We start from the raw sequence: 13,747 nt of genomic DNA on the forward strand, positions 1-13,747 counted from the left end.
CACCATGTGCGGGAGTCTGCGGCCGGGAGACGGTATCGTTGGCGTATGGCGGAACCGCGGGCTTCGTCGTTCGGGCTGGACGATTTCGGGGTCGACGACCGCCTTCGGCTGTTCAGCTACGTCAACGCCGACAACCGGCTCGCCTACCTGTGGCTTCTCCGGGCTTTCGACAGTGCCCGCTCCAGCTATCACGTCGTGTTGCACTCCTCCGACGTGCAGGCGGCGATGGCCGGTCTCGCCGAGATCCACCGTGACTGCCCCGATCCGGCGGGCCTCGAACTCCCCCGCCTGCTGGACGCCCTCGTCGACTGGGGTGTGCTGGACCGCGGGCAGGACGGCACCCGCGCGGCGACTCTCGCCGAGTACCGCAATCGGCACTCCGTCTACCAGTTCACCGAGGCCGGCTACCGCGCGCACCGCGCCGTCGAGTCGGTTCTCGCCGCCGGGCTGGACGACAGCACGCTGTCCCGGCTGGTCTTCGCGGATCTGCTCGCCGACTTGCAGGCGCTGGCTAAGGCCAATACGGACGGTGACGTCGAGGAGGTCTACCGCAAGCTCAACCGGCTGGACCGGGCGCTGGCCGACGTCGCCGAACGCGCCGCCCGCTTCTATCACATGCTCGGCGACCTGAGCCGGACCCACGACATCCGCCCGGAGGTCTTCCTCAACCACAAGGATGCTCTGCTCTCCCATTTGCGCGACTTCCACGACGAGTTGCAGCGGTACACACCGCGGCTGCGGGAGGCCGTCCACGAGGTGGAGGCGACCGGACTGGAGCGGATGATCGAAGCGGCGGCCGAGGCCGACGAGCGGCTGTTCGCGACACCGGTCGAGCGCCTCGAGGACTGGCGCCGCCGCTGGCAGGGGCTGCGTTCGTGGCTGGCGCCGGAGAACGACCGGCCCAGTGAGGCCGACCGGCTGTCCGGCGCGACCATGGCCGCGATCGGTGACGTGCTCGCTCTGCTGCGCCGGGTCACCGAGGCCCGCCGGGGTGGGGTCAGCCGCGAGTCGCAGTTGCGCCATCTGGCGGCCTGGTTCACCGGCGCCGGTTCGGACCAGGCCGCGCACGCCGTCTTCGACGTGGTGTTCGGGCTGGGCGCGCCACGGCACGTCGGGGTGGCGTACCTCGACCCGGAAGCTGTTCCCGGCCGTCTCTCCTGGTGGGAGGCTCCGGCGGTGGAGCTGTCCCGTTCGCTGGTGCAGAGCGGGCGGATGCCGGGGCAGGGCAACGGCCGGATCGCGCGGATCGACCGGTCGGACTCCGCCCGCCGGGCGCTGCGGGAACGGCAGGTCGCTGAGGAGCGCCGGCAGGCGGAGGCGGCCACCAGCCTCATCGGCGCGGAGACTCTCACCGACGCGCAGGCCGGAGCGCTGCGCCGGCTTCTCGACATCGCCCTGTCGACGCGGCAGGCGGGCCGCCGAGAGGCGCCGCTGGCGGCCGCGGCTTTCGGGGTCCGGTTGACGCTCACTCCGTGTCCGGGCCGGTTCACCACCGTTCCCACCGAGTCGGGGCGGCTGCACATCGACGGCTTCGACCTCACTGTCAGCCCGGCCGCGCACACCACGGCGCGCCGGGCGGAGCCATCGGCCGCATGAGGTTCGCCGCCGACGTCTCCGATCTGGAGCTCGCCGACTACCAGCGCGCGATGCGGCTGCTGCTGCGGCATCCACTGATCACCGCGACCTGGCCGGACGAGAAGGCGCTGCCCCGGGTCCGCCGGTTCTCCACCGAACTACGGCGGGACCTGTCCGACGCGTTCGGTTACCGGCTGGAGTTGCACGGCGCCACCGCCCGGCTGGCCCGTACCGCCGATCGACTGGAGACCGGCCGGCCGGCGATCTCGCGGACCGGCCGGCCGTTCGATCGCCAGCGTTACGCGTACCTGTCGCTCTGTCTGGCGACGCTGGGCCGCTCCGGCATCCAGATCACCCTGTCCGAACTGGCCGAGGCGGTGACCGCCGACGCCGGCCGGATCACCGGGCTCGGGCTGGACCCGGACGCCGGAGCCGATCGGCGGGCGTTCGTCGACGCGGTCGCCTGGCTGGAGGAGCGGGGTGTGCTGCGGCTGGCCGACGGTTCCAGTACAGCCTGGGCCAGTGACCCCGGTACTGGCGAGGCGCTCTACGACATCGCCCGCGACGCCGTACTGGCGCTGTTCCGGCCGCCCAGGGTGTTGCAGCACATCGACTCGGTGACGGCACTGCTGGAACGGGCGCCGACCAGCAGCGGCAACGCCGAGCGCCGGGCAGCGGCGCAGGCTGCCCGGCGTGCGGTGCTGGAACAGCCGGTCGTCTACTACGACGACGTGACCGCCGAGATCGGCAACCATCTGCGCGGGCAGGCACTCCCCGCCGACCTGCAACGGCTGACCGGGTTGCGGCTGGAGCGCCGGGCCGAGGGCGTGTTGCTGGTCGACACGGCGGGCTGGTCGGTGGAACGGTTCCCGGGTACCGGATCGGTGGCGCAGGCGGCGTTGCTGCTGGCGGTGGCGATCGCCGAGCGGGTGGCCGATACGGACGGCCGGAAGACCCGCCGCATTCCGGTGCCGGATCCCACGGAGGCTCTGGAGAAACTGATCGGCCAGGTCGACGCGGGGCTGCCGGCGAGCGTTTCGCTGGGCGTGCACGCGGCCGAGGCGCCCACGGCGGAGCCGGCGGAGATCGAGACCGGGGAGCGGCGGTTGCCGCTGATCACCGACAGTTTCCTGCGGGAGGCGACGGCGGAGATCCTTGCGTCGTACGGGTCGGCTTTCGGTGCCGCCTGGCACGCCGATCCGGACCGGTTGCGTACCGAAGCGGTGGCCCTGCTCGTCCGGTTCGGCGCGGTGCTCACCGTTCCGGGCGGTGTCCTGGCCCGCCCCCTGCTAGGTCGTTATCGCAGCACCGTGGCCCAGGTCAAACAGCGCACTCTCTTCTGAACGAGGACTCTCCTTTGGCTCGTCTCGCCCCCACCCGTGCCGGTGTCATCAACCTCTGGGACTACCGCGACGAGGAGTTCCTCTTCGTCGACGGCTGGCTCGTGCTGCGCGGCCCGAACGGCTCCGGCAAGACGAAGGCTCTGGAGGTGCTGTTCCCGTTCGTGCTGGACGGGCGGATCGAGCCGCGGCGGCTGAACCCGTTCGCTGGTGAGGACCGGACGATGAAGTCGAACCTGCTCTACCGGGGGCAGGACTCGGCGTACGCCTACGTGTGGATGGAGTTCGGCGACGGCGAACGGTTCGTGACGATCGGCATCGGGTTGCGGGCTCACCGGCACAACGATCGGGTGACCCGCTGGCATTTCGTCGCCGAGGGCCGGGTCGGGGTGGACCTGTCGCTGCTGGACTCCGACGACCGCCCCGTGTCGCGGCGTGACCTGATCGACCGGCTGGGCGCGGAGTCGGTGCGCGATTCGGCCGAGGAGTACCGGCACTTGGTGGACGCACGGCTGTTCGGGCTGGGCCCGGCCCGTTACGAGCAGTTGCTCGACCTGGTGCTGACGTTGCGCAAGCCGCAGTTGGCGAAGGATCTCAACCCGGTGGAGTTGTCCCGCACTCTCCAGCGGGGCCTGCGGCCGGTGGAGGATCACTTGCTCGTCGAGGCTGCGCGCTCGTTCGACGACATGGAGGCGGTGGCCCGGACTCTCGAGGGGTTGATCGCGGCTGATGCCGCGACCACGGCCTTCCTCTCCATCTACGCCACCTACCTGCGCACCCACGCGCGGGCGGCCGCCGATGCGGTCGGTGCCCGCCGGGACGGCGTCGGCGAACGCCGGGAGGCGCTGACCACCGCGCGTGCCGAGGCCGAGGCGGCGCTGGCCCGGGTCGAGCAGAACGAGCGACGGCTGCGCACGGTCGAGGGCGAGCCGGCGCGGCTGCGGGCGCATCTGGACCGGTTGAAGAGTTCGGCCGCCTACCGGTCGCACGAGCAGCTGGCCGATCTGGAACGGCACGTGCACGACCTGGGTGAGGCGGCGCGGCGGGCCGACGAGGTGGTCCGGGCCGAGCAGGAGGGCGCCGGGCGGCGGCGGGCGGATTCGGTGCGGGCCGCCGCGACCGCGCACGACGCGCGGTCCCGGGTGAACCGGGTGACGACCGACCTGGTGGTGGAGGCCGAGGCCGGCGGCATCGAATGGCGGGCCGGCGATGCGGACTCCGGCGGGCTCGCGGCCCGGCTGGCGGCCCGGTCCGCGGCGCGCCGCGAGGATGTGCGGGCGGTGCGGGAACTGGCCGGCCGGCTGACCGAGGCGGAGCGGGAGCACGTCCGGGCGTCCGAGATCGATCGGGCCGCCCGGGCCGCGGTGGAGGACGCGACGTCCGCCGAGGAGCAGGCCGGCGACGCGCTGGAGGTCGCCAGGGAGCAGACCACCGCGGCGGTATGGGCGTGGAGCACCGAACACACCGGACTGCTGACCGAGCTGGACGTGCCGGATCTACCGGACCGTCTCGCCGAGTCGGTCGCCATCGGCCCGGATTCTCTGCATGAGGTCTACCACGGGTGGGTGGCCGCACCTGTCGGCGCGATCCGCGACGAGGTGGCCGCGCTCGGATCCCGGATCGAGCGGCTGACCGATGAGCGGCGGCAGGTGGTGGACGAGCGGGCGGCCATCGCGGCCGAACACGACGACGCCCCGCCTTCGGCGCCGACCCGGACCGCGTCGCGGGAGAACCGGGCCGGCGCGCCATTGTGGCGTCTGGTCCGGTTCGCTGACGGGATCCCGGATCCGGAGGCGGCCGGGATCGAGGCGGCCCTGCACGCGGCCGGGCTGCTGGACGCCTGGCTGCATCCGTCCGGCGAGGACACCGAGACGGCTCTGGCCGACGGTGAACAGGACGCCTACCTGCGGATCGCCACTGATCCGGCGGACCGGGCCGGCACGCTGGCCGACGTGCTGGTGGCCGAGGACCAGGATCTGGTGTCCGCCGAGCGGATCACGGCCGTCCTTCGCGGCATCGCCCTCGGGGACGTGACCGGACCGTCCGGGGTCACCGACGGTGGCCGGTGGGCGCAGGGGTCCGGAACCGGCCGGTTCGCCAAGGACCGCTGCGAATACATCGGGGCCACCGCCCGCGCGGCTCGGCGGGCCGCCCGGATCGCCGACCGGGACCGGCGGATCGCCGCCCTGGATCAGGAGATCGAGCAGGTCACGGCCGCGCGGGAGGACCGGCGGCAGGTGCTGGGCGCGGTGGACCGGGCGGGTGCGGCGTTGCCGCCGCGCACCGCGATCACCCGCGCCGAGCGCGATCTGGACCGGGCCGCGACCCTACTGCGGGTACGGCGGGAGTCGGCTCTCGAAGCGTCCGGCCGGCTCGACACCGCCGTGGCCGAGCGGGCCGCCGCCACCACCGGGTTGCGCCGGGCCAGCGCCGAACGGATGTTGCCGGCCGAGCGGCTGGACTCCACCGCTGCCGCGCTGGACCGGTTCGACCGGCTCGGGATCGAATTGCGGCACGCTCATGACGGTGTGGAGAGCGCCACCCGTGCGGCCGAGGAGGCCGCCGAACGGCACGCCGAGGCGGAGGAACGGTTCGAGGCTGCCGAGCGGGCGACCCGGGCCGCGCACGCCCGGCACACCGAGAAGGACGAGGAACTGCGGACCCTGTCGGCGGCGATCGGCGCCGAGGCGACCCGGGTGCTGGCGGAGGTCGCCGAGACCGAGGACGCCGTCACCGTCGCGGAACAGGCCCTGGAGCAGGCCCGGGAGGCGCACAGCACAGCCCAGCAGAACCGGGCGGGCGCGGCGGCGCGGGTCGAGATCGGTGCGCAGGCCGTGGCGGAGGCCGTCGTGGAGGCCCGGCGCGAGGCGGTGCGGCTCCGTCCGTACGCCCAAAGTGATCTTCTCGGTCTGATGCGCTGCCCGACTCACCTGCGGTGGCCGGCCGGCGACCCCGCGGACGATGATCTCGACCCGGCGATCGTGACGCTGCACGAGGCCGTCCTGACCGCCACCCGGGAACTGAGCCCGACCGAGACGTCGTTGAAGCAGAGCGCGACCCGGTTGACCGGCGCGCTCACCGATCTTCAGGCGCAACTGCCGGCCGCCGGGCTCGACCACCGGCCGGAATGGGACACCGACGAGGGCGTCATCGTGGTCCGGGTAGCCGACGAGCGAGGGCTGACCCCGGTCGCCACCTTCGCCGAACGGATCGCTGCCGAGCGCCGTGACCAGGAACAACTGCTCACCGACGCGGAGCAGCGGGTCTTCGAGGACGCGCTGCTGGGTCAACTGGCCGGGCAGATCCACCGCCGGACCATCGAGGCCCGGGACCTGGTCGGCGCGATGGACCAGCAGATGCGCGCCCGGAGAATGTCGTCCGGGCTGACCGTCGGGGTCGGCTGGCGGCTCTCCGACGACCTGGACCCGGAGCAGCGTGAGGTGTGCCGGCTACTGGAACGCGACCCGGCACGGCTCGGGCCGGGCCCGCTCACCACGTTGCGGCGGCATTTCGCGGCCCGGATCAAGTCGGCGCGTGCGCAGGCGGCGGAGAAGCCATACCGGGAACTGCTCGCCGAAGTGCTCGACTACCGGCAGTGGCGAGTCTTCGCGTTCACCCTGCACCGGCCGGGCGGAGTGTCCGAGCCGTTGACCCGAGCCCGGCACAGTCAGCTCTCCGGCGGCGAGCAGTCGGTGTCGCTGCACCTGCCGCTGTTCGCGGCGGCGAACGCGCTGTTCGGTTCGGCGCGCCTGGACGCGCCCCGGCTGCTCGGCCTGGACGAGGCGTTCGCCGGGGTCGACGACAACGGGCGCGGCGAGCTGATGTCGCTGGCCAAACAGTTCGATCTGGACCTTTTCATGACCGGGTACGACCTGTGGGCCACCCATCCGGCGGTGACCGGCTGTGCGCACTACGACCTGTCACACTCCACGGTGGAGCACACCGTGTCGACGGTTCTGCTGGTCTGGGACGGCACCGTGAACGTGGCCGATTTCGACGGGACGCTCGCGGCGGCACTCGGCTCGCCGTCGACCCGCGCGGTTCCCGCCGATGCCTGACCTGGCCTCCGATCCGGGCTGGCGACGGCTGCTCATGGCGGCTCGGCGAAGCCTGGAACGTACCGGCGGAAGTCTCGATGGGTCTGTCTCTCTGGCCGCGCCGGACGAGGCGGAACGGCACCTCGTCATCGGGGTGACCGGGGTGCATCGTCCGGCCGGTGTCAGCCGGGTCACGGTCCGGCTGGCCGAGATGGACACTTTCCTGCGGGACGCGTACGGGATCGGTCTGGCCGAGGTGGTCGGCCCGTTCCGGGATCGTCCCGGCGAACGTGTCCGGGAGACCGGCGGGCGTGCGGCGCTGCTGGCGCTGGCCGCCGCGAGCCGGCACGCCGGGCAGCCCTGGTTCGGCGGATGGCTGGACACGCTGCGTCGCGACGGGACGCTGACCAGGATCGTTCGCGGCGGACTGCCGTTCCCACGGGTGCTGGCGGTTCTCGAAGCGCTGCCGGTCTCCGGTGAGCCGATGCCGGTGTTCGCCGAGCGGGTCCTCGGTGACACCAAAGCCCTGGTGGACGGCCCGGTCCGTGGGCTGGTGCTACGGGCGCTGGCTGCGTGGCACGAGATCGCGCCACCGACCGGAGCGCAACAGGAACGGGCCCTGTGGGAACTGGCCGGGGTGGTGCCCGACGACCTGGCGAGTCAGGTGCTGGTTCTGAACCTCCCGGCCACCGGCGGTCTGCTCGGTGACTGGCTCACGTCGGCCGCGGCGGCGCACGTGCCGTTCCGGGTCACTCTGCACCAGCTACGGCTCACCCCGTTGACACTGCCCGCCGCGGAGATCTTCGTGTGCGAGAACCCGGCGGTGCTGCGAGCCGCCGCCGGGCACGTCACGGCCCCGCTGATCTGCGCCGAAGGGGTGCCGTCGATCGCGGTCCACGCACTCCTGGCCCGGCGCGCGCCGGGAACCGTGATCCGATGGCGCAACGACTTCGACTGGACCGGCGTACGGCTGACAGCCTCTGCCCTGGCCCGCTATCCCGGGGCCGTGCCGTGGCGGATGTCCGGCACCGACTATCTTGCCGCTGGCGGCCCGGGTCTGCCCCTGACCGGTACCCCCTCGGCCACCGCCTGGGACCCGTCACTGGCCGAGGCGATGACCGATCTCGGCCGGTCGGTGATGGAGGAACGTTTGCTGGACACCCTGCTGACCGATCTGGCCGGTCGGGCAAAATGGCCGGATGAGTCCCGTGAGCCGCGGCCGGAAGAAGACGAAGTCCCGCCAGTCCGTTCGTCGTGATCTGACGCCGGCACCGGGTGGCCCGCAGGAGTGCGACTGTCCGGAGTGTTCGGGCACCGAGTTCGACCCCGGCGTCTTCATCAACGAGCTCATCGCGTCCGCGACGGTTCACCTCGACGTCGAGGATCCGCTGGAGGCCGAGCTGTTCGGCGCGAGTTTCGCCGCCGCCGGTGAGGTCTCCGCCGACGGGTTCACCGAGGCGCTGAGCGGGGGCATCGTCCCGGCCTTGGCTCTGGTGTCCAGCACCGAGTCGCTCGGGGTGCTGCTCGCGATCGACGCGGTGCTCGACGGCGTCGGCGCCGGTGACGCCGCCCGGCACCTGCTGACGGCCGGAGTGACCGCCCCGGCGTGGGCAGGCGAGTTGAAGGAGCCGGTGACCGCGGGACCGGTCCGGCGTTACAGCGACGGGATCGGCGAGGCGTCGATCCTGCAGTGTTCCTTCGAACGGGCCGGGCGCACGCACGGTTTCCTCATCCACGTCGACCACCTCGACTGTGCCGCGGCGGCCGACATCGCCCTGGTCCCGGGCGAGATGCTGGACGGGATCGAGAAGATGGTCGTGGCGGACGCCCGCCGATCCGGTGTGCGGCTCACCGCCGAGGACCTGGATCCGGCCGAACTCCGCTGGCAGGCCGAACGTGCTCTCAGCGCCCGCCTCGACCACGACCGGGACGAGGGTGCGGCGGACCTCGGCGATGACGACGACGAGGGCCCCGGCTACCACTCCCTGGCGGTGCTGCTGCGCGCCCGGCTGAGGGTTCTTCCGGAGCCGTCGCGGCCGCCCGCCACCCACGGTGACGACGCGGGGAAGGCGGCGCTGGAGCAGTTGGCGCAGCTCTCGGCACAGGCGCGGAGCATTCAGGCCGGCGGCCGGCTGCGTCGTCCGCTCGCCCCCAAACTTCCGGCGAAACGCAAGAAGTCCGACGGGCCCGCCCCGATCCTCCAGATCAAGGTCAGTCTGCGGGGCGCGAAACCGCCGATCTGGCGGCGCCTGGAACTGCCCGGCGACACCAGCCTGGCCGACCTGCACCACATCCTCCAGACGACTTTCGGCTGGCAGGACGGCCACATGCACGTCTTCGAAACCCCGTACGGCGAGTTCGGTGTCGCCGACCGGGAACTGGAGCACCGCGCTGAGAAGCCGGTGACGCTGGAACAGGTCGCGCCCGCCACCGGAGACAAGGTGCGCTACCTCTACGACTTCGGCGACAACTGGGAACACGAGATCGTCGTGGAGAAGATCCTCGACCGCACGGCGGGTGCATATCCGCGCTGCACCGGTGGCCGGCGCGCCGCCCCGCCGGACGACTGCGGCGGTATCTGGGGCTACACCGAACTCGTGGAGATCCTCACCGACCCCACCCACCCGGAACACGCGGACCGTCTGGAGTGGCTGGGTTTGCGCTCAGCCGCCGACTTCGACCCGTCCCACTTCGACGCCGCCGCGGTGACGACCGCCCTGACCAGCCGCGGATAGGGTCGCCGGATGGCTTCGCAGCCGCACACCGACGTCGCTGAGGCGGCCCGAGAAGCGCAAACCAGGTACCGGGTGCCAGCTCTGCACCGCTTTCACCGGAAGTGAACTACCGGCACATAGCCCTGTGCCGGTAGTTCACACCCGGCGTACCACCAGTCCGGGTTTGATATCCGCTGCGGCGCCGAGCCGTGTGATGTCGTTCGGGTCGCTGGTGAAAACGATCGCGCCGTACGTCAGAGCGACCGTGACAACCGTGGCGTCGACAACATCGCGGGTGCCGGCCTTGCCACAGAGCACACCGGCAGCTTTCTGCCAGTCAGCATGGCCCGGAGTTCGGGTTCGCGGCGGTCACCGCGGTGGCCGGGGCCAGTTCCCAGCCTGTTGCGTACGCCGCCTCGAACTCCTCCAGGCCCAGCGCGGCCCGGCCCCGGCCGGTGAGCTCACGGACCTGCGGGTCGGTGTGGTCGTGTGCGCCCCGCAGCCGGGCGGCGGTCCCGAGCAGCGTCGCCGACTCGTGCTGCTGCCCGCGGGCCGCGGCGAGTGCGGCCGCCGTCACCGTCACCGGTGCCAGGGCGGGGAGTTCCCGGGTGGCCAGCGCGGACTCGTACGCCGCTCGTAATGCCTTGTCCGCTCCCGGCAGGTCGCCTTGCGCCAGGCAGAGCACCGTCCGCGCGCTGCCGGCCAGCGCCCGAGTCGCCGGGGAGAACGCCGCATCACGGACCAGACGCCGTTCAGCGTCGCCGAGCAGAACCGCCGCCCGGTCCAGCTCACCGAGCCGTGTCCGCAGACCGGCCTCCCACGCGTCGACCAGCACCAGCATCTCCACCGACGACGCCTGCAGCGCCCGCGCCCGCGCCGCGTCGATCATCACGATCGCCTGCTCGGTGTCGCCGCGCCGCACGTGGATGTCGATCCACCGCAGATCGCTGTAGAGCTGATCGCTGAGGCTGAGCACCCCGAACCCGCTAGCCAGCAGCCGAGCTTCGTCCAGATCGGCCAGCGCGCCGTCAAGATCGTCGTAACGCCGCAGCCTGGCCCGCATCGGCAGGACGGCGGCCTGCCCCCACCGGTCACCGGCGTGCCGGAAGCGGGCCAGAGCCGCGTCCACGTGCGCGCGCGTCCGGGACAGCGCACCCGTGTTCTCAGCCACCTCGGCGAGGAACATATGGGCCAGCCCGGACAGCCACTCGTCGTCACCGTCAGCCAGGCTCTGGAAGGCCCCGAACGCCGCCTCCTCCCCCAGCAGGAAGAGCAGAACCGGGCCGAACACGCGATAGTGCCCCGGCAACCGCACCTGATCGAGCAGCCGCCCGGCCAGTTCACGCATCTCCGCCTGATCTGCGGCGGCCTGCCCGGCGGTGATCCCGGACAGTGCGTCGGCCCGGTCGAGCAGGGAGACCGCTCGGGCGCAGTCCCGTTCCGGCGACGGCTCACCGCCGGGCACCGCCAGGGCCCGGGCCAGCCAGTGAGCGCCGTCGCTCTGCCGCCCGGACATCTGCCAGTACCAGGTCAGACTCAGCGCGAGACGGAGAGCCCCGGCGGAGTCGCGAACAGCGCAGAGGTGACGCAGGGCGGCGAGCGTGTTGTCGTACTCCGCGCTGATGATCTTCATGGCGTCCCGCTGGCCGGGCTCGCGCAGCCGGGAATCCTGGCGGGCCATCAGCTCAATGAAATGGTGCGCGGCCAGGTCGCGGGCGGTGTCGAGGTCACCGGTATCGCTCAGGCTTCCGACGCCGTACTCACGGATGGTTTCGAGGGTCCGGTAACGGCCGGACTCGGGCGCCAGCTGCAGCAACGACCGGTCGACGAGGGTCGCGAGCAGTTCCGGGATCTCGGCGGCGGGCACGACGCTGCCGCTGCAGACAGCGACGGCCGAGGCGGGGGTGACGCCGCCGGGCAGGATCGAGATCCGTTGAGCGACGATACGTTCCCGCTCGTCGAGTTGCTCCCAGCTCCAGGCGATGACCGCGCGCAGGGTGCGGTGCCGCGGCGGCGCGGTGCGGCTCCCAGTGGTGAGTAGCCGGGCCACCGCCTCGATCAGATGTTCACAGTTGTCGATCACCAGCAGGCACTCCCGGCCGCCGAGTTCGACGGCGAGGGCATCCGGCGCACGTTTGCGGGCGTCGAACATCGCACCGCCGCGCAGCCCGATACCGGCGAGCACGGCCGTGGCGACCTTCGCCGGTTCGGTGACGGACGCGAGGTCGACGAGCCAGGCGCCGTCGCGGTACTCGTCGCGGTGCCGGCGGGCGGCCTCCAACGCGAGCCGGGTCTTCCCAGCACCACCGGGCCCGTGCACGGTGACCAGGCGCCCGATGCTGAACAGCGTGCCGATCCGGGCGAGATCGTCGTCGCGGCCGACGAAGCTGGTCACCGGTGCCGGAAGTCCGGCCGGCTGGAACACCTCGGCCGCCTTCGGCCCGGTGTTCCGTAACAGCCGCTGGTGGCGCTCGCGCAGGGCAGATCCCGGATCGACGCCGAGAGCATCGGCCAGCGACACACGGACCCGTTCATAAACGGTCAACGCCTCGGCTTGGCGGCCCGCGGCGGCGAGCGCGTCCATCAGCAGTGCGGCCGCCCGTTCGTGAACGGTCTGCTCGGCCAGCACCCCGGTCAGCCGGGCGGCGGCAGCCTCGGCCCGTCCCAGTGCCAGCTCCACTTCGGCGAGATCCACCACCGCCTCGATCGACACCTGCGCCAGCCGTGTCGCGACGGCCGGCGCGACCACGGCGACAACCGCGGGTTCGGCGCCGGGATTCTCGCCCCACAACGCGACGGCCTCGGCAAGCGCAGCGTCCGCGGCGATCAGGTCACCCGACCGCAGACTCTCCCGTCCGGTGGTGGCGAGTTGTTCGAAACGCAGCGCGTCCACATCGGCCGCGTCCACCGCCAGCCGGTAGCCGCCGTCCGCCTGCATGAGCACACCGGCCGGGGTGAGGACCCGACGCAACCGGGTGACGAGAGTCTGCAGCGCGGCCCCCGGACCGGTCGGCGGTTGTTCGCCCCAGATCGCGTCGACCAGCACGCCGGCCTGCACCGCACGACCACCGGCAAGTGCCAACCGGACAAGCAGACCCCGCAACCACGCCCCTGGTACGGCCAGGACGGCACCGCCACGAGACACCTCGACAGTGCCGAGCAGCGTGACGCGAAGCCCCGCGTTCCCGTCCATCGACCCATCTTCGCGTACGCGTGGCGCCACCGTATTCGTCCCATGTTCGTCCCGTGTCAGCGGCCCACCGCAGTCTTCACACGAACCCCGATCCCAGGAGGACACCGTGACCGATCTCAAGCCCGAACAGCCACCGTCCCGCGGCGCCGAGCAGCGGGACTGGCATTCATGGCGAGCGGCGGCATCTATTTCGCCGCCGAGTTCATCACCGCGGCGGCGTGGACCGACCCGCCCTACAGCTACACCTACCATTTCATCAGCAATCTGGGAGTGCACGGCCCGTCGACAGCGCTCGGTCAGCACATGTACTCACCCCTCGCCGCGGTGATGAACACCGGCTTCATCCTGTTCGGCCTCACCGTGCCGGCCGCCGTCCTGATGCTGAGGGGACTGCCGGCCGGGCGGATCGGGGCACTGATCGCGACGGCCACCCTGATGGCGGCCGGCAGCACCCTGGTAGCCCTGTTCCCCGGGGACAACGATGCCTCCGTCTTCCACGGGCTGGGCGCTCTCGCAGCCTTCGGCGGTGGCAACACCCTCGCGATCCTTCTCGGCCGAGCACACCGTCTGCTGGGGATCTCCCGCCGTCTGGGCCGAACCCTGGTGCTGCTCGGAGTCCTCGGCTTCGCCTCACTGGTGGTCTACCTGACCGTGGCGACGGACACCGGCATCCTGATCGGCTTCTTCGAACGCGGCGTCATCTACCCGTTCCTGATCGGCTTCATCGCCTTGGGAGCCGCGCTGAAAGCCCCTACCCCGATGCGATGAAGAGCTAGATCATCTACTCTCTCGCCCGAATGATCCAGGTGGCGCAGGTGTTCGCCGATGTCCCGTTCCCCGCGCGCCGTAGCGGTGCGCACACCTCGGTACCGGCCCGGCGATGACCGC

General features: G+C 71.8%; 8 protein-coding genes. 6 read left to right on the top strand and 2 right to left on the bottom strand.

Annotated features, from left to right (window positions below):
• The first annotated feature begins 45 nt into the window (after positions 1-45).
• From BLU81_RS26570 to BLU81_RS26590, 5 genes are read left to right on the top strand one after another with little or no spacing between them, the layout of a single operon-like run.
• On the top strand, positions 46-1,596 hold the full coding sequence (locus tag BLU81_RS26570; RefSeq protein ID WP_092547179.1) for a TIGR02677 family protein: 1,551 nt from the start codon (positions 46-48) through the stop codon (positions 1,594-1,596).
• Positions 1,593-2,918: a TIGR02678 family protein gene (locus BLU81_RS26575; protein WP_092547180.1), complete on the top strand. Its 1,326-nt coding sequence runs from the start codon at positions 1,593-1,595 to the stop codon at positions 2,916-2,918. The genes BLU81_RS26570 and BLU81_RS26575 overlap by 4 nt, the downstream gene beginning before the upstream one ends.
• Positions 2,919-2,932: 14 nt before the next feature.
• On the top strand, positions 2,933-6,973 hold the full coding sequence (locus BLU81_RS26580) for a TIGR02680 family protein (protein ID WP_231953520.1): 4,041 nt from the start codon (positions 2,933-2,935) through the stop codon (positions 6,971-6,973).
• A complete protein-coding gene (locus BLU81_RS26585; RefSeq protein WP_092547182.1) occupies positions 6,966-8,210 on the top strand; it encodes a TIGR02679 family protein in 1,245 nt (414 codons plus the stop codon). Before BLU81_RS26580 ends, BLU81_RS26585 begins: the two co-directional genes overlap by 8 nt.
• Positions 8,152-9,687 carry a plasmid pRiA4b ORF-3 family protein gene (locus tag BLU81_RS26590; protein ID WP_092547183.1) on the top strand — a complete coding sequence of 512 codons (1,536 nt, stop codon included), beginning with the start codon at positions 8,152-8,154 and terminating at the stop codon, positions 9,685-9,687. The genes BLU81_RS26585 and BLU81_RS26590 overlap by 59 nt, the downstream gene beginning before the upstream one ends.
• A gap of 135 nt (positions 9,688-9,822) precedes the next feature.
• Here the strand turns inward: BLU81_RS26590 and BLU81_RS48605 are convergent, their stop codons facing one another.
• Positions 9,823-9,984: a hypothetical protein gene (locus BLU81_RS48605; RefSeq protein WP_157751797.1), complete on the bottom strand. Its 162-nt coding sequence runs from the start codon at positions 9,982-9,984 to the stop codon at positions 9,823-9,825.
• A 19-nt stretch (positions 9,985-10,003) separates the two neighbouring features.
• Positions 10,004-12,859, bottom strand: coding sequence for a BTAD domain-containing putative transcriptional regulator (locus BLU81_RS26595; RefSeq protein ID WP_092547184.1), 2,856 nt, complete (start codon positions 12,857-12,859; stop codon positions 10,004-10,006).
• Positions 12,860-13,027: 168 nt separating this feature from the next.
• Here BLU81_RS26595 and BLU81_RS26600 point away from each other — a divergent pair, with 168 nt between their 5' ends.
• Positions 13,028-13,627: a DUF998 domain-containing protein gene (locus tag BLU81_RS26600; protein ID WP_172890625.1), complete on the top strand. Its 600-nt coding sequence runs from the start codon at positions 13,028-13,030 to the stop codon at positions 13,625-13,627.
• The last annotated feature ends 120 nt before the right edge of the window (positions 13,628-13,747 follow it).

The sequence above is a fragment of the Actinoplanes derwentensis genome (assembly GCF_900104725.1).
GTDB lineage: Bacteria > Actinomycetota > Actinomycetes > Mycobacteriales > Micromonosporaceae > Actinoplanes > Actinoplanes derwentensis.